This is a genomic window from Streptomyces sp. NPDC001515 (assembly GCF_053597115.1).
Map to the genome: position 1 here is coordinate 32,523 of NZ_JBSFHN010000005.1, position 15,355 is coordinate 47,877.

15 protein-coding genes are annotated in these 15,355 nt (G+C 73.4%); 5 read left to right on the top strand and 10 right to left on the bottom strand.

Translation table 11 applies throughout. The annotated features are described in order from the left end of the window. Nucleotides 1-20 precede the first annotated feature (20 nt). Nucleotides 21-1,370 (top strand): GH1 family beta-glucosidase, encoded by a 1,350-nt coding sequence (locus tag ACWCXC_RS07905; protein WP_450887316.1) that lies wholly within the window; start codon nucleotides 21-23, stop codon nucleotides 1,368-1,370. Between the two features lie 150 nt (nucleotides 1,371-1,520). Here the strand turns inward: ACWCXC_RS07905 and ACWCXC_RS07910 are convergent, their stop codons facing one another. Continuing rightward, nucleotides 1,521-2,177, bottom strand: a complete 657-nt coding sequence (locus tag ACWCXC_RS07910; protein WP_450887318.1) for a hypothetical protein — start codon at nucleotides 2,175-2,177, stop codon at nucleotides 1,521-1,523. Nucleotides 2,178-2,237: 60 nt separating this feature from the next. Beyond that, nucleotides 2,238-2,831, bottom strand: a complete 594-nt coding sequence (locus ACWCXC_RS07915; RefSeq protein ID WP_450887320.1) for a TetR-like C-terminal domain-containing protein — start codon at nucleotides 2,829-2,831, stop codon at nucleotides 2,238-2,240. A gap of 209 nt (nucleotides 2,832-3,040) precedes the next feature. Here ACWCXC_RS07915 and gndA point away from each other — a divergent pair, with 209 nt between their 5' ends. After that, nucleotides 3,041-4,480, top strand: a complete 1,440-nt coding sequence (gndA, locus tag ACWCXC_RS07920; protein ID WP_450686055.1) for an NADP-dependent phosphogluconate dehydrogenase — start codon at nucleotides 3,041-3,043, stop codon at nucleotides 4,478-4,480. 22 nt (nucleotides 4,481-4,502) lie between these two features. On the opposite strand, the gene ACWCXC_RS07925 is transcribed toward gndA, so the two are convergent. The 3 genes from ACWCXC_RS07925 to ACWCXC_RS07935 form a co-directional block, all read right to left on the bottom strand. Next, entirely contained in the window at nucleotides 4,503-5,126 is a 624-nt protein-coding gene (locus ACWCXC_RS07925; RefSeq protein WP_450686054.1) for a class I SAM-dependent methyltransferase, read from the bottom strand. 77 nt (nucleotides 5,127-5,203) lie between these two features. Further along, nucleotides 5,204-6,424, bottom strand: a complete 1,221-nt coding sequence (locus ACWCXC_RS07930; RefSeq protein WP_450887323.1) for a chitinase — start codon at nucleotides 6,422-6,424, stop codon at nucleotides 5,204-5,206. 192 nt (nucleotides 6,425-6,616) lie between these two features. After that, on the bottom strand, nucleotides 6,617-7,312 hold the full coding sequence (locus ACWCXC_RS07935) for a type 1 glutamine amidotransferase domain-containing protein (protein WP_450887325.1): 696 nt from the start codon (nucleotides 7,310-7,312) through the stop codon (nucleotides 6,617-6,619). Nucleotides 7,313-7,482: 170 nt separating this feature from the next. Here ACWCXC_RS07935 and ACWCXC_RS07940 point away from each other — a divergent pair, with 170 nt between their 5' ends. Next, nucleotides 7,483-8,409 (top strand): LysR family transcriptional regulator, encoded by a 927-nt coding sequence (locus tag ACWCXC_RS07940; protein WP_450887327.1) that lies wholly within the window; start codon nucleotides 7,483-7,485, stop codon nucleotides 8,407-8,409. 75 nt (nucleotides 8,410-8,484) lie between these two features. On the opposite strand, the gene ACWCXC_RS07945 is transcribed toward ACWCXC_RS07940, so the two are convergent. Then, the gene (locus ACWCXC_RS07945; protein ID WP_450887329.1) at nucleotides 8,485-9,423 is read right to left on the bottom strand and encodes a MerR family transcriptional regulator; all 939 of its coding nucleotides are present in this window, start codon (nucleotides 9,421-9,423) and stop codon (nucleotides 8,485-8,487) included. Nucleotides 9,424-9,612: 189 nt separating this feature from the next. On the opposite strand from ACWCXC_RS07945, the gene ACWCXC_RS07950 reads away from it, so the two are divergent. Then, entirely contained in the window at nucleotides 9,613-10,683 is a 1,071-nt protein-coding gene (locus ACWCXC_RS07950; protein WP_450686300.1) for a Dyp-type peroxidase, read from the top strand. Beyond that, nucleotides 10,683-11,480, top strand: coding sequence for a family 1 encapsulin nanocompartment shell protein (locus ACWCXC_RS07955; protein WP_450887331.1), 798 nt, complete (start codon nucleotides 10,683-10,685; stop codon nucleotides 11,478-11,480). The genes ACWCXC_RS07950 and ACWCXC_RS07955 overlap by 1 nt, the downstream gene beginning before the upstream one ends. 707 nt (nucleotides 11,481-12,187) lie before the next feature. On the opposite strand, the gene ACWCXC_RS07960 is transcribed toward ACWCXC_RS07955, so the two are convergent. The 4 genes from ACWCXC_RS07960 to ACWCXC_RS07975 all read right to left on the bottom strand — a co-directional run bounded on the left by ACWCXC_RS07960 (nucleotide 12,188) and on the right by ACWCXC_RS07975 (nucleotide 14,917). Next, a complete protein-coding gene (locus tag ACWCXC_RS07960) occupies nucleotides 12,188-12,823 on the bottom strand; it encodes an arylsulfatase (RefSeq protein WP_450887333.1) in 636 nt (211 codons plus the stop codon). A gap of 84 nt (nucleotides 12,824-12,907) precedes the next feature. Continuing rightward, nucleotides 12,908-13,270 (bottom strand): GNAT family N-acetyltransferase, encoded by a 363-nt coding sequence (locus ACWCXC_RS07965; protein ID WP_450686366.1) that lies wholly within the window; start codon nucleotides 13,268-13,270, stop codon nucleotides 12,908-12,910. Nucleotides 13,271-13,300: 30 nt separating this feature from the next. Further along, nucleotides 13,301-13,726, bottom strand: a complete 426-nt coding sequence (gene panD, locus ACWCXC_RS07970; RefSeq protein ID WP_450686367.1) for an aspartate 1-decarboxylase — start codon at nucleotides 13,724-13,726, stop codon at nucleotides 13,301-13,303. A gap of 294 nt (nucleotides 13,727-14,020) precedes the next feature. Continuing rightward, nucleotides 14,021-14,917, bottom strand: coding sequence for a universal stress protein (locus ACWCXC_RS07975; protein WP_450887336.1), 897 nt, complete (start codon nucleotides 14,915-14,917; stop codon nucleotides 14,021-14,023). Nucleotides 14,918-15,355: the final 438 nt, after the last annotated feature.

Below are 15,355 nucleotides of genomic sequence, written 5' to 3' on the forward strand. Positions count from 1 at the left end.
CCGCAAAGGAAAGGAATCCGGTGAACCACCTCAGTGCCCTTCCGGCCGGCTTCACCTGGGGCGTGGCCACGGCCGCGTACCAGATCGAGGGAGCCGTGGCCGAGGACGGCCGCGCACCCTCCATCTGGGACACCTTCTCCCACACCCCGGGGAAGACGGCCGGCGGCGACACCGGCGACGTGGCCTGCGACCACTATCACCGGGTGCCGGAGGACATCGCCCTGATCAAGGAGGTCGGGGCGGGCGCCTACCGCTTCTCGATCGCCTGGCCGCGCGTCGTCCCGGGCGGCGACGGCCCCGTCAACAAGGCCGGCCTCGACTTCTACGACCGCCTCGTCGACGGCCTCCTGGAGTCGGGGATCACCCCCTTCGCCACCCTGTACCACTGGGACCTGCCGCAGGCCCTCCAGGACCGGGGCGGCTGGACCGTACGGGAGACGGCGGAGCACTTCGCCGCATATGCCTCGGTCGTCGTGGACCGGCTCGGTGACCGGGTCAAGGACTGGGCGACCCTCAACGAGCCACTGTGCTCCGCGTGGATCGGCCACCTCGAAGGCACCATGGCCCCGGGTCTCACCGATCTGACCGCGGCGGTCCGGGCCTCCTACCATCTGCACCTGGGCCACGGCCTGGCCGTCCGCGCCATCCGCGCGCTCTCCCCGGACGCGCGGATCGGCATCGTCAACAACCTCAGCCCGGTGGAACCGGCGACCGACCGCGAGGCGGACCGCGCGGCCGCGTTGCGCGGCGACGGCCACACCAACCGCTGGTGGCTCGACCCGATCCTCGGGCGCGGCTACCCGCAGGACATGCTCGATCTGTACGGAGTCGAACTCCCCGTCCAGGACGGCGACATGGAGCTGATCTCCGCACCGCTCGACTGGCTCGGCGTGAACTACTACTTCCGCCAGGTCGTCACCGCCGACCCGGCCGGCCCCGTCCCGCACGCCAAGCAGGTGTACCTCCCCGGCTCCCGCCACACCCACATGGACTGGGAGGTGCACGCCCAGGGCCTGGAGGACCTGCTGCTGCGCCTGACCGAGGAGTACGGCGTACAGCGCCTCTACGTCACCGAGAACGGCTCCGCCTACCAGGACGTCGTCCTCCCCGACGGCTCCGTCCACGACCCCGAGCGCACGCGCTACCTGGAGGAACACCTCTCCGCCTGCGCCCGCGCCGTCCGCAAGGGCGCCCCGCTGGCCGGCTACTTCGCCTGGTCCCTGCTCGACAACTTCGAATGGGCCTACGGCTACGACAAGCGCTTCGGCCTCGTCCACGTCGACTACGCCACCCAGCGCCGCACGGTCAAGTCCAGCGGCCGGCGCTACGCCGAGCTCATCCGCGAGGCCCGCGACCGCCGCGCACCCTGACCCGCCCCACCCCGACGGCCCCCGGCCGCGACGGACCACCGCCGCCGCCGGGGGCTCCCGCGTACCGGTCACCGGCGGCCCCCCGGACCCCACGACGGGCGCACGGCCCGGCAGGACGCGGTGGCGGCCCCCACCGGACCGCGCCGCGTGTCAGGCGCTCTCCGGACCGGTCTCCGGCTCGCCTCCCTCCTCGCCCCGGGCCCGCAGGCGGGCCACCCGCTCCTCCGACGCGATCCTGAGCCGCTCGGTCTCCGCTTCGAGGGTGTCCTTGCGGCGCTGGGTCGTCGCCTCCAGCTTCGCCCGGACCACGGACGCCGCCGCCGTCACGGAGGCCGCGACGGCCCCGCCGGCGAGGACCTCGTTCATCAGCTCGGTCTCGGACTGCCGGGCGACCGCCTGGGCGGCCGACTCGACGACCCCGGTGTCACCGGGACGGGCGCCCGTCACCACGTCGGAGGCGGGGCCGTACCGCACACGAATGGACTTGGTGGCGACCGTGTCCTCGTCGGAGGGGACGAGCGGGGGGTCCGTGGCGTCCGGGTGCCGGCCGAACTCCGCCACGGCATAGGGGAATTCCAGCGCCCGCGCGAACGAGCGGGCGATCTCCGCGGCCTGTTCGTCGAGGTGGATCACGGCGGTCAGACAGCGCTGCGCCGCCACCCAGTCCACGTCCAGGGCATTCTCCGCCGCGGCCGTCAGCAGCCGCCGCACGGTCGTCCGTACGGGAGTGTCGGCGAGGGCGGTCGTCCGGTCCAGCGCCGCCCGGAGATCACGGGCGACCGCGTCCGCCCGATCGGTTGCGTCCATACGGACAGCTTCCCCCGCCACGGCCCGCCGGAACAGCGGAAGTCCGGCATCCGACCGCTCTCACCCCGGCCCGTCCGCCTCCCCCACGGCGGCCGGCCAGTGCTCCAGGAGGTAGTGCAGGGCCTCGACGCCGCGCTCCCAGGACGTCTGGACGGAGCGGGCCGCGCCGAAGCCGTCGGCCGCCTCCAGGGCGGCGAAGCCGTGGAAGGTGCTGCGGAGCAGACGTACGGCGTCGGTGAGGTCGGGTTCGGTGAGCCCGTAGGCGCGGAGCATGGACGCGGTGGTGTCGAGCGTGCGGTGGTACGCGGGAGAAGCGGCGACGATCTCGGGGTCGACGCGCATCTGCGTGGCCCGGTAGCGGCCGGGGCACTCCAGCGCGAAGGCGCGGTAGGCATCGGCGAAGGCGGTCAGGGCGTCCTTGCCGGCCCGGCCGGCGACGGCCGCCTCGATGCGGTCGATGAACTCGCCGGCGGCGAGCAGGGCGACCCGGGTGCGCAGGTCCTGGAGGTTCTTCACATGGGAGTAGAGGCTGGCGTCCTTGACGCCGAAGCCCCGGGCCAGCGCGGAGATGGTGACCTGGTCGAAGCCGATCGCGTCCGCGAGATCGGCCGCCGCCACCACGACCCGGTCGGTCGTGAGCCCCGCGCGCGCCATTCCGTACCCCCACAGCCCTGCTGCCTAGACCCCTTAGTTTTGCCCCGAATATACACAGCCGCGTCCGGACGGCCGGGCGGCGCGTGGCATCCGCGTCGCTGAACAGGCCGTCCCGGGTCCCGGTATCCATACTGGACAGCGCGGCGCGCCCCGCGCGCCTCCCCCCGGCGGCACCGCCGCCTCCCCCCACGGATGGCAGGTGTGGACACATGAGCGGCACTGCGCGGATCGGCGTCACCGGGCTCGCGGTGATGGGCAGGAACCTGGCCCGCAACTTCGCCCGCAACGGCTACACCGTCGCGGTGCACAACCGGACGGCGGCGAAGACCGACGCGCTGGTCGCGGAGTTCGGTGAGGAGGGGGAGTTCGTCCCGGCGCACACCCCCGAGGAGTTCGTCGCGGCGCTGGAGCGCCCGCGCCGGCTGGTGGTGATGGTCAAGGCGGGCGAGGCGACGGACGCGGTGATCCAGGAGTTCGCCCCGCTGCTGGACGAGGGCGACATCATCGTCGACGGCGGCAACGCGCACTTCGAGGACACCCGTCGCCGGGAGAAGGAGCTGCGCGGACGCGGGATCCACTTCGTCGGCGCGGGCGTCTCCGGCGGCGAGGAGGGCGCGCTGAACGGGCCGAGCATCATGCCGGGCGGCAGCGAGGAGTCGTACGCGGCGCTGGGGCCGATGCTGGAGCGGATCGCCGCGAAGGCCGACGACGGCGCCCCGTGCGTCACCCATATCGGCCCGGACGGTGCCGGTCACTTCGTGAAGATGACGCACAACGGCATCGAGTACGCGGACATGCAGCTCATCGGTGAGGCGTACCAACTGCTCCGCGACGTCGCCGGGTACGAGCCCGCGCGGATCGCGGAGATCTTCCGTACGTGGAACACCGGGCGCCTGGACTCGTATCTGATCGAGATCACCGCCGATGTCCTCGCGCACGTCGACGCGGCGACCGGCCGCCCCTTCGTGGACGTGGTGCTCGACCGGGCCGAGCAGAAGGGCACCGGCCGCTGGACCGTCCAGATCGCCCTGGACCTGGGTGTCCCGGTCTCGGGCATCGCGGAGGCGGTCTTCGCCCGCTCGGTCTCCGGCCACGCCGCGCTCCGCGAGGCCTCGCGCCACCTCGCGGGGCCGTCGCCCCGCCCGCTCGGCGCGGACGAGGCGGCGGCCTTCGCCGACCGCGTCGAGCAGGCGCTGTACGCGTCCAAGATCGTCGCCTACACGCAGGGCTTCCACGAGATCGCGGCCGGCAGCGAGGAGTACGCGTGGGGCATCGACCTCGGCAGGGTCGCCGCGATCTGGCGGGGCGGCTGCATCATCCGGGCCGCGTTCCTGGACCGGATCACCCGTGCGTACGAGAAGCGGGCCGACCTGCCGAGCCTGCTCTCCGACCGGGGTTTCGCCGAGGAGATCGCCGCCGCCCAGGACGACTGGCGCGCGGTCGTCGCCACCGCCGCCGCCCAGGGCGTCCCCACCCCCGCCTTCGCCGCCACCCTCGCCTACTACGACTCCCTGCGCGCCGACCGCCTGCCCGCCGCCCTGACCCAGGGCCAGCGCGACTACTTCGGCGCGCACACGTACCACCGCACCGACCGGCAGGGCACCTTCCACACGCTGTGGGGCGGGGACCGGAGCGAGGTGGAGCGCTGACGGGAGCCGGGGTGCGCCCGGCTCAGCCCGTGCCGTCCGGGCGGCGGTGGACGCTCACCGCGTAGCCGCCGCCCTCGTACGGGGCGGCGTCCCAGGTCGCGAAGCGGTCCAGAGGGGTCAGGCCGGCGGCGGCGCAGGAGGCGTCGTAGTCCGCGAGGGTGAGGGCGGGCGGGACGGGGAGGTGGGCGGCGTCCAGACCGAAGCCGGCGACGAGGAGGCCGCCGGGGCGCAGGGCGGCGGAGAGGCGGCGGACGACGGCGGGTTCGGTGCCGGGGGCGAGGAGGGCCATGACGTTGCCCGCGGCGACGACGAGATCGAAGCCGGGGGCGATACCGAGGGCGGCCGGGTCGAACGTGGCGAGGTCGGCGTGGAACCAGGGCAGGTGGGGGGCCTGCTCGCGTGCGACGGCCAGCATCGAGGGGTCGACGTCCACGCCGACGCAGTCGTATCCGAGTTCCGTGAGCCGGAGGGCCACCCGGCCGGTGCCGCAGCCGGCGTCCAGGACACGGGCGCCCGCGGGTGCGAGGGCGGCGCAGAGGCGCGCCTCGCCGTGGACGTCCTTGCCGCTGCGGGCCAGGGCCGCGAAGCGGGCGGCGTAGTCCTCTCCCGAGGTGTCTCCGGTCAGTTCCGTCCAGCGGTTGCTCATGCGGCCCACTGTAGACGGGCCCCGCGACGGCCCGGAGGAGCGGCACCGTTCGCTCCTCCGGGCCGGGCGGGAGGGGGTCAGCAGCTCCCGAGGTCCTGCCAGACCCCCCACTCACCGGTGGAGCCGGGGATCTCGTTCTGGGTCCACCACTTGGCCTTCCAGGTGTGGCCCGCGTACGAGACGGTGGCGCCTCCGGTGTAGACGGATCCGCTGTTCCACGCGGCGGCGGTGCAGGTGCCGGTGGGCGGGGGTGTGGTCGGCGGCGTGGTGGTGGGCGGGGTGACGCCGGCGAAGCGCACGGCGTACTTCGCGAAGTCCCAGTCGGACTGGACCACGCTGCTGCACGTGCCGGAGGTCTTGCCGTTGTTGTCCGGCGGGCTGCACTGGCGGTCGCGGTTGAGGGACCAGAAGGTGAAGCGGTCCATGTGGTGGGTGGTGGCGAAGTCCAGCACGGTCTGGAAGTCGGCCTGGGTGAAGTACTCGCCGGTGTCGCTGCGGCCGTTCATCCCGGAGAAGCCCTCGTGGGCGTAGGCGGTGGCCTCGTCCCAGCCGAAGGTGGAGCGCAGGATCGCGTTGAAGTGGGTGAGTGCGCTCGTCTGGGCCGCGGCCCCGTTGAAGCCGCCGTCGAAGGGCATGATGGAGAAGTTGTTCGGCGTGAATCCCTGCACCTTGGCCTCGTTGAGCATCTGCTTGCCGAACCAGCCGGTGCCGTCGGCGGTGGCGGCCGTGGTGACGGAGACGTAGAGGCCGGGGTTGTTCTGCTGGAGGATCTTGGCGGCGCCGATCTCGCGGGCGATGGCCGCCGTGTTCTCGTACTCCGGTTCTTCCAGGTCGAAGTCGATCGCCTTCAGCTGGTACTTGGTGATGACCTGCTGGTACGCGGCGGCGGTGGACGCGGCGTCGGGGCAGGTCTGGCCGAGTTTGGTGCCCCCGTAGCCGCCGGCGGAGACCGAGACGTCCCCGCCCTTGGCCCGGATGGCGCCGATGACGGAGGCCACGGCGGTGTCGGTCGAGACGGGCGACGTCCCGTCCCAGGTCGGGCTGCACCCTCCCCCGTTCGGCGCGAGCACGAACGCCAGCTGGAACGCCTTCAGTCCGGAGGCGTCCATGATCGCGCCCGCGTCGGGCGGGTTGTTGTCGTGGGGCATCAGATAGGGCGCGGCGGCGTACCAGCGGGTGCTGAGCGCGGTGTCGGCTGCGGAGGCTCCCGAAGCCTGCTGAGCGGCGAAGGCGGCGAGGCCCGCGGTGGCCAGCGCGGCCGTGGCCGCACCACAGAGCAGAGCGCGAAGACGCTTCATAGGGGCTCCTGTCGGAAGAAGGTTCCGCCAGAATCGAAGCGTGACGCATTCACGTCAACGTGTTGGCCTAGACCATTGCCCAGTCTTGAAGATTGCCGCGGCGGACGGCGCGGGGGACGCCCCGCCGCGCTCCGTCACGGAAGGAGCCGGGCCGCCCGTGAGCCGGCCGGCGGCCTCCCCCGCGTCCGGTTGTCAGGCGATCCGCTTGAGCAGTTCGTCGGCGAGCGGGGCGGACGACGCCGGGTTCTGACCGGTGATCAGCGTGCGGTCGGCGACCACGTGCGGGGCCCACGGCTCGCCCTCCTGGAAGTCGGCGCCCACCTCCACCAGCCGGTCCTGGAGCAGCCACTTGGCCCGGTCCGCGAAACCGGCCTGGCGCTCCTCGGCGTTGGTGAATCCGGTGAGCCGGTATCCGGCGAAGGCGTTGCCGCCGTCCCCCCGCACCGCCGCGAGCAGAGCGGCGGGGGCGTGGCAGACGACGCCGAGCGGCGTCCCCGAGTCCAGCGCCCGCACCAGCAGCCGGCCGGAGTCCGCGTCGACCGCCAGGTCCTCCATGGGGCCGTGGCCCCCCGGGTAGAACACGGCCGCGTAGTCCGCCGGGTCGACGTCCTCCAGCTTCAGCGGGGTCCGCAGTTCGCTCATCGCGGCCAGCGCGGCCGCCACCCGGTCGGCGCTCTCCTGGCCCCCGTTGGCCTCGGCGCCCAGGCTCCCCGCGTCCACCTCGGGCACCACGCCCCCGGGCGTGGCGACGGTGATCCGATGCCCGGCCGCCGTGAACCGCTCGTACGGGGCGACGGCCTCCTCCGCCCAGAATCCGGTCGGGTGCACCGTGCCGTCGGCCAGGGTCCAGTGGTCGGAACCGGTCATCACGAAAAGGATCTCTGCCATGTCATGCCTCTCGGTGGGCCGGAACGCGCGACGCCCCGGCGTGGTGTGCGACGGGCGGCCCACCGGTGGTCCGCCCGCGCGCCGACGCCGTCGACCGTACGGCCCGAGACCGCCGGTCCTCCAATAGGATCGATGACGTGAGCGATAGGGAATCCGATGGGATGACGGGAATGCGGCAGACGGCTGCCTCCGGTCCGCTGGATCTCCCGCTCCTGCGGACCTTTCTGGCCGTCCACCGCGCGGGTTCCTTCACCGGGGCGGCCCGTCTGCTCGGGCTGTCCCAGCCGACCGTGACCGCCCAGATCCGGTCCCTGGAACAGCAGGTGGGACGTGAGCTGTTCGAACGGCGGGCCAGGGGCGTGGTCCCGGTGCCGTACGCGGACTCCCTCGCCTCCCGCGTCGGCGCCCCGCTCGACGCCCTCGCGGCGGTGACCGGCGACGACGCCTCCGGCACCCCGCCGGAGCCGGGCCCCGTCCAGCTCGCCGGACCGGCCGAGCTGCTCTGCGCACGCGCGCTGCCGGCGCTCGCACCGCTGGTGGCCGAGGGCGTACGGCTGCGGGTGACCCCGGGGCTCACCGACCCGCTCCTCGACGAGCTGCGCGCGGGCCACCACGACCTGGTGATCGCCACCACCCGGCCGCGCGGGCGCGCGCTGAGCGCGGACCCGCTGATGGACGAGGAGTTCGTGCTGGTCGCGGCCCCGGAGACCGCCGCCCGCGTCGGGGGCGCACCTGCCGTCGCCGCCGACGGCCCGGCCGCCCTCCACGCGCTGCCGCTGGTGACGTACGCGGAGGACCTGCCGATCGCCCGTCGCTACTGGCGCCATGTCTTCGGCCGGCGCCTCACCCGGCCTGCGGCCGTGACCGTGCCCGATCTGCGCGGCGTGCTGGCCGTGGTCCGCGCGGGAACCGGCTTCACGGTCCTCCCCCGTTACCTCTGCGTCCAGGAGCTGGCCTCGGGCGAGCTGGTCCTGCTCGCCGACCCCGAGGACCCGCCGATCAACACGGGCTATCTGGTGCGCAGGCCCGGCGCCTCCACCAACCCGCACGTCGAGCGGGTGAGCGAGCATCTGCTGCGGGCGGGGCGGGGCTGGTAGCCGGCGGGCCTCCTCTCAGCCGGCCGTGCGGACCGCTGAGCCCCTCAGCCGGCCGTACGGTCGGCTCAGCCCTTCTCAGCCGACCGTACGGGCACGCAACGCCTCCTGGAACCAGGCAAGTTCCGGGCCGAGCGGGTCCGGGGCGGGCCAGCGGTTGACCACGGCGAGCAGCTCGGCGTACCGCTCGCGCCGAGGGTCGTGCGCGGTCTCCAGCCGGTCCAGCAGCCGCCGGCGGAGCGCGGCGTCGTCGGGGCGCCCGCAGTGGGCGGCGTACGCGGCCGTCACCGCGTCCACCACGGACCGCGCCCGCGCGGACCGGGGATCGACGCCCTCCCCGTGCGCCGGAGCGGCGAGAGCGCACACCACCGTCTCCGGGTCCGGCCTCAAAACGCCCTCGCCGTGCGCGCCCCGGTCATCGACGTGATGGCCGACGATCCTGCCCATGAGCTTCCGGAACGCGGCGTCGCCGGAGAGCTCGGCCAGCTCGATCCAGGCCGCGACCTCCGCCTCGGCGGGATCCTCGGCCAACTGCGGCGTCATCGACCGGGCGATGCCCGTCAGGCCGGGCGCCCGGCCCCGGTCACCGAACACCTCGTCGAGGAACGCCCCCGTCAGCGCCCGGCGTTCGTCCTCGGTCAGTGCGGCCAGTCGGTGCATCAGTTCCCACTCCTCGGGGGTCGCGTCGCGTGCCGCGGCGGTCATCAGGACGGCGCGCCGGGCACCCAGCTCCCGGATCCGCTCGGCAAGCTCCGCCGCGTGCGCCTGCGCGATCTCACCGGGCGGGGTGCCCCGGTCCAGGGCGTCCCGGATCGTCGCCACCCCGATCCCGAGCGCACGCAACGTCCGCACCCACCGCAACCGGGTCACGGCCTCGGGGCCGTAGCGCCGGTAGCCCGCCGGGCTCCGCTCGACCGGCGGCACGAGACCCCGGTCCGAGTACGAGCGCACGGCCTTGACCGTGAGCCCGGTCCGCCGGGCCAGCTCACCGATCGAGAGAAGCGCGTCGCCGTTCATGGGTCCCACATTGCCGTCTCCCCCGGGGGGAGACTCAAGAGGGGCGGGGGCCGGGGTCCCCCGAACGGGTGAGCCGGGATGCGGTGGCGGCCGGGACGTGGGTAAGTGGCAGCGGGTCCCGACGTCCTCGTCCGCGACGAGGTCGCGGACGCACGCCGTCGTCGCCGAGCCAGCGCATGGAGCCGCCGCATGTCCGAGACTCCCGGGGAAGCACCGGCGGCGCAGCCGGTCGTCTCGCCCCTGACCAGCGCGGCCCTTGTGCTGGTCGCCACGATCGAGCCCGGCGGCGAGCGGGTCGTGCACGAGGCGCTGCCGGACCTGGCGGCGTTCGCCCGCTCGATCGACTTCCGCTACCCGTCGGCCGGGCTCGTCTGTGTGACCGGTTTCGGCTCCGGCGCCTGGGACCGGCTGTTCTCCGGCCCCCGGCCGGCCTCGCTGCACCCGTTCCGCGAACTGCACGGCCCCCGCCACCACGCCCCGGCCACCCCGGGCGATCTGCTGTTCCACATCCGGGCCGACCGGATGGACGTGTGCTGGGAGTGGGCGTCGCGGCTCATGGACCGTCTCGGCGGCGCGGTGAAGATCGTCGACGAAACACACGGGTTCCGCTACCTCGACCACCGCGATCTGCTCGGCTTCGTCGACGGCACCGAGAACCCGGTGGGCGACGACGCCCGCGCGGCGGCGCTGGTGGGCGACGAGGACCCGGATTTCGCCGGCGGCAGCTACGTCATCGTGCAGAAGTACCTCCACGATCTGACCGCGTGGAACGCGCTGTCGACGGAGGAGCAGGAGCGGGTGATCGGCCGGACGAAGTTCACCGACGTCGAACTCGACGACGACGTGAAACCCGCCGACTCGCACGTCGCTCTCAACACCATCACCGACCCGGACGGCACGGAGCGCGACATCCTGCGCGCCAACATGCCGTTCGGCAGTTTCGGGCAGGGCGAGTTCGGCACGTACTTCATCGGGTTCGCCGCCGATCCGGACGTCACGGAACGGATGCTCCGCAATATGTTCCTGGGCGATCCGCCCGGTACCCACGACCGCATCCTCGATTTCTCGACCGCGGTCACCGGCACGCTCTTCCACACCCCGAGCGCCGACTTCCTCGGCGCTCCGCCGCCGTTGCCCGGTGCCGCGGAATCCCTCCCCCGGCCGGAACCGGTGTCCGCCCCGGTGGGCGGGCCCGTGGCCGCGCCGGTGGTCCGGGACGGTTCGCTGCGCATCGGCAGCCTGCAAGAAAGCGCCCAGTGATGAACAACCTCCACCGCGAACTCGCCCCCATCACCCAGGCCGCCTGGGACCAGATCGAAGAAGAGGCCCGGCGTACGTTCAGCCGCCATCTCGCCGCCCGCCGGGTCGTCGACGTCAGCGACCCCGGGGGCCCGACGCTGGCGGCGGTGGGCGACGGCCATCTGCGCGACATCGACCCGCCCACGCCGGACGTCCTGGCGCAGGCCCGTACGTCGATGCCGGTCGTCGAGTGGCGGGTCCCGTTCACCGTGACCCGGGCCGCCGTCGACGACGTGGTGCGCGGCTCGGACGACAGCGACTGGCAGCCGGTCAAGGACGCGGCACGCACCTGCGCGTTCGCCGAGGACATGGCGATCATCGACGGGTACGCGGCGGCCGGCATCACCGGCCTGCGCGACGGCTCCTCGCATACGGCGCTCCCGCTGCCCGCCGACGCCCGCGCCTACCCCGCCACCATCAGCCAGGCCCTGACCCAGTTGCGGCTGGCCGGTGTCGACGGTCCGTACCGTCTCCTCCTGGGCGCGGACGCGTACACCGAGGCGACCGAGACCTCCGACCACGGATACCCCGTCTTCACCCATCTCGCCCGGCTCCTGGAGGACCCGATCCTGTGGGCCCCCGCCGTGAAGGGCGGCGTCCTGCTCTCCACCCGGGGCGGCGACTTCGAACTCTGCCTGGGCGAGGACCTGGCCATCGGCTACCAGGACCATGACGCGACGGAGATCCGGCTGTACTTCCACCAGTCGTTCACGTTCCGCATGCTGACCCCGGAGGCGGTCGTCCCGATCATCGCGTGACCGTCCGGTCGCGCAGCGCCGCCCCGTCCGACGGGACGGCCGGCGATCCGCCGGGCACTCGGTGGCGTAACCGCTGCTGGACAGCCGCCGGCCCCCGGTCCCGGGTGCCGGGGTTGCGCGTGCCGTCGGTGTGCCCGGCCGTGGCAGCGAGCGAGACCGCCCATGGGCGGTCCCGCTTCCGCGGCCCTGGGGGCTCCGCCCACGGTGGGCGCGCTCCCCGCGGCCGACCGCCCCGCACGCCCGCCCGCTCGTACACGGGGAGGCGGGCACGTTCCTCGTCCTCGGGTGCCCGAACGCGCGCCCGCTCGTGCACGGACGGCCCGCAGGCCCCCCGCCCCCGTGGTCGGAGGTCGGGAGCCGTGCCGGGCGGTGGCCCGGGTCAGACCGGTGAGGGTTCCGGTTCGGGCGGCGGGACCGGTTCGGGGTCGGGCGAGGGCGGCTGGGGGATCGGGTCGGGTGCCGGTCCGGGTGGGGTCGGGGAGGGCGGCGTCGGGGCGGGGCCGGGCGGGACCGGCGTGGGTTCCGGGAACGGCTGGGGCGGGCCCGGCATCGGGCCCGGGGTCGGCGCCGGCGGAACGGGGTCGGGATAAGGGTGGGTCATCACGGACCTCCGGTCGATATCGGTGGATCTCTTCCACCGTCTCCCGGAGCGGCTGCCCGCGCCCGCCGAGTCCACACGTGGAGTGGACGCCCCTCCCCCGGCCGGCTCAGCGTCCGACGGCCGCTGCGGCGTCCAGACCGGCCCCGGGGCTGGTCAGCACGGGGATGCCGGTGGATGTCCGGTCGGCCGCGCCCGCCATCGAGACCTGGGCCAGCACGATGACATCGGCGTCGGTGACCGCGTCGGCCGCCGTGGCCACCCGGTCCAGATAGCCGTCGCGGTCGCCGGCCTCGAAACGCTCCCAGGCCCCTTCGACCACCAGGGTCCGAACCTCGACGTCCTGCGCTCCGGCCCGGTGCGCCTCCTCGGCGAGCAGGGCGCCGGTCGGCCCCACCGTGGCGGGATGCGCGACGAGCACGGTGATCCGGCGGGTCCGTACGGCCTCGGCCGCCATGGGCCGGTCGACGCGCAGCACGGGGCGGCCCAGCCGGGCCCCGGCCGCCTCGGCGATGCCGCCGAGCGTGGAACAGGTGCAGAGCACCGCGTCGGCCCCGGTGGCGAAGGCCTCCGCGACCACGGCCTCGATCTCCTCCGCGACCGCGTCCGGCCCGAGGGCGCCCGCCCGGCCGAGCAGGTCCTCGTACACACGGTGGCGCAGGTCGAGCCCGGGGTGACGGGCGTCGCGCAGGGCATCGAAGACCGGAATGTGCACCGGCGAGGTATGCAGCAGAACGAGGCTCATCCGCCCCACGCTATCGGCGCCCCCGGAACACGATCCCCGGGGGCGCCGAACGCGTCCGTACACGTCGGTGCGCGTCGGTGCGCGTCAGTAGAGCTCGGGACGGGCGCGGAGCTGTGTCTTGGCCCGCTCGACCAGTTCCGCCGCCGGGGCGGGTGCCTCCTCGGGGTGGCGCGAGGCCCACTTCGCGGCGTACGGGCAGAGCGGTACGACGGGCACACCCTCGCGTGCGGCCATCGCGTAGAACTCCCTGACCAGGGCGCCACCGATGCCCTTGCCCTCGTGTCCCGGCTCCACGATGGTGTGCACGGCGACCAGCCCCGCGGGCGTCCCGTCCATCACGAAGTAGACGATGACCCCGGCGGCCTCGCCGTCCACGTACGCGAGCAGCTTGCCCGCCGCCCGGTCGTCCCGGATCTCCGGGGTGATCGGTCCGGTCTGCTCTGCCATGGCGGATGCTCCCTCGCTGAATGGAGCGCGTCAGCGCGCCGCGGGCACGGCGTGCGGACTGCGCTCGGTGTCGGATCCCGGCACGGGGGCGGAGGCGTCGGCACCCAGCCCGACGATTCGGTTCCCCGCGTCGACATGGACGATACGCGGAACGAGCGCCCGCGCCTCGGCATCCTCCACCTGCGCGTAACTGATGAGAATGACCAGGTCACCCGGGTGCACCAGATGCGCGGCAGCACCGTTGATCCCGATCACCCCGGAGCCCCGCTCCCCCTCGATCACGTACGTCTCCAGCCGGGCCCCATTGTCGATGTCGACAATGTGCACCAGCTCACCGGGCAGCAGATCGGCGGCTTCCATCAGCTCCGCGTCGATCGTCACGGATCCCACGTAGTGCAGGTCGGCCTGGGTGACGGTGGCGCGGTGGATCTTGGACTTGAACATCGTCCGTATCATGAGGTACTCCTGAGAAAGAGGCTCCCTGCCCGCATTTTTTGCAGGTCAAGGGCTGTTTCGACAGCGTACAACGGGGCGCGTGTCGGGGCGGCTGTCCGGAGGATTCTCGCGGCTCGCGCTCCCGTCACCCATCGGCTTGACGTGGCTGTACCGGAACACGGCCCATCCCGCGTCAAGCGCGCAGCCCCTGGCCGACACCGCAGCGGCGGCCCTCACGGCCTTCGGCCACGCCACCCCCAGACACACCCTCGACGTCACGCAGGGCGGCGCACGCTGCCCACCCGGCCGGTACGCTCACGGATCTCCGTCCCCGGACGGAGCCCGGCCCCGGGGCACGATGGCGACGGGACACGAGGCGTGGTGCAGGGCTCGATGGGCCACCTTGCCGATTTCCAGCCCGACCAGCCGGCTCCTGTGTCGCGCGCCCACGACCAGCAGGTCTGCGGCGGCCGAGCGCTGGGCCAGCACCCTGTGCGCGGCCCCCTCCACCGGACTCCTCCGCAGACGCACTCGAGGATGTTCACGCACCATCGCGGCCACGGCCCGGTCGAGCAGCTCCGAAGCGCTCTGCGCGTGCTCGGCGACGTCGCCGGTGAGGAGGGGGTGCTCGACCGGTTCGTGCGCCGGCCGACGCCAGGCATGGAGCACTTCGAGCTCCACGTCCCGGACTGATGCCTCGCGAAACGCGAACCGCACAGCGGGCGAATTCACGTCTTCGCTCCCGACGCCCAGCAAAATGCGCTGATGCCGGGCTTCCAGCGCCTGCCGGTCGCCCCTGACGACAACAACGGGGCAGTGGGCACGCGCGGCCACAACGAGACTCACGGAGCCCAGAAGCAGGTCGGCGACGGCGTTTCTCCCCCGAGACCCGACGGCCAGGACGGCGGCCTCGTCCCCCTCCCTGAGCAGACCCTCCGACGGGCCTTCGGCGAGTACCTCCGTAGTGACGGTGAGCCCTGGCCGGCGGCGGCCGGCCCGTTCTCCGGCGGCCTCGACAGTGCTCTCCGCCAGGACCTGGTCGGCAGGCCGGTCTGTTGACCCGGTCGGTGCGGCCCCCTCGTACCGCTCCCACGACGAGGCGTACACAATGCGCAACGACCATCCGTGCCAGGCCGCTTCATCGGCGGCCCAGTCCACCGCGACGAGGCTGGCGTCCGACCCGTCCACTCCTACCACGAGGGGAAAATCCATCGTCCCCACCGCCTTCCCGGTGCGAGGTGGATCGAGTCCCAGCCTCGCATCGGAGTCCGCTCAGGAAGAGAGCCGACCGGCCCCCATGCGTACCCCTCCCGACGGCTTCGCTTCCGCACCCTTTCGGACCGAAGGCCCTCTGCGCCGCTGCGAACCGGCCGGCAGCCTCCGAAGGGCCGAAAGCCCCCGCGCAGACCCGTTCCGCCCCCGCCCCACGGGTGCGGACTTCGCACCGGAGTGGGAGGCAAAGCGAACGGCGTACTTCCAAGGAGGACCGTCATGCGGCATCGCACCGGGGCAGGAGCCGTCCTCCGCCCCATTTGGCGGTCACCGGTCGGCACATACAGGCCGGAGCTCGCTGTCCGCCGCCCGCTCCCGGCCGGCTGCCCACCTCCGTTCAGGCATGTGCTCCGGAGGCGCCCGAATCGATCCCGACCA

Excerpts from the sequence above, each read along its gene's own strand:
- ACWCXC_RS07940 (WP_450887327.1), top strand. The coding sequence starts at position 7,483 with ATGCGGCAGACGGCTGCCTCCGGTCCGCTGGATCTCCCGCTCCTGCGG.
- ACWCXC_RS07960 (WP_450887333.1), bottom strand. The coding sequence starts at position 12,823 with ATGAGCCTCGTTCTGCTGCATACCTCGCCGGTGCACATTCCGGTCTTC.
- gndA (WP_450686055.1), top strand. The coding sequence starts at position 3,041 with ATGAGCGGCACTGCGCGGATCGGCGTCACCGGGCTCGCGGTGATGGGC.
- panD (WP_450686367.1), bottom strand. The coding sequence starts at position 13,726 with ATGATACGGACGATGTTCAAGTCCAAGATCCACCGCGCCACCGTCACC.
- ACWCXC_RS07935 (WP_450887325.1), bottom strand. The coding sequence starts at position 7,312 with ATGGCAGAGATCCTTTTCGTGATGACCGGTTCCGACCACTGGACCCTG.
- ACWCXC_RS07930 (WP_450887323.1), bottom strand. The coding sequence starts at position 6,424 with ATGAAGCGTCTTCGCGCTCTGCTCTGTGGTGCGGCCACGGCCGCGCTG.
- ACWCXC_RS07945 (WP_450887329.1), bottom strand. The coding sequence starts at position 9,423 with ATGAACGGCGACGCGCTTCTCTCGATCGGTGAGCTGGCCCGGCGGACC.
- ACWCXC_RS07965 (WP_450686366.1), bottom strand. The coding sequence starts at position 13,270 with ATGGCAGAGCAGACCGGACCGATCACCCCGGAGATCCGGGACGACCGG.
- ACWCXC_RS07910 (WP_450887318.1), bottom strand. The coding sequence starts at position 2,177 with ATGGACGCAACCGATCGGGCGGACGCGGTCGCCCGTGATCTCCGGGCG.
- ACWCXC_RS07955 (WP_450887331.1), top strand. The coding sequence starts at position 10,683 with ATGAACAACCTCCACCGCGAACTCGCCCCCATCACCCAGGCCGCCTGG.
- ACWCXC_RS07915 (WP_450887320.1), bottom strand. The coding sequence starts at position 2,831 with ATGGCGCGCGCGGGGCTCACGACCGACCGGGTCGTGGTGGCGGCGGCC.
- ACWCXC_RS07975 (WP_450887336.1), bottom strand. The coding sequence starts at position 14,917 with ATGGATTTTCCCCTCGTGGTAGGAGTGGACGGGTCGGACGCCAGCCTC.
- ACWCXC_RS07925 (WP_450686054.1), bottom strand. The coding sequence starts at position 5,126 with ATGAGCAACCGCTGGACGGAACTGACCGGAGACACCTCGGGAGAGGAC.
- ACWCXC_RS07950 (WP_450686300.1), top strand. The coding sequence starts at position 9,613 with ATGTCCGAGACTCCCGGGGAAGCACCGGCGGCGCAGCCGGTCGTCTCG.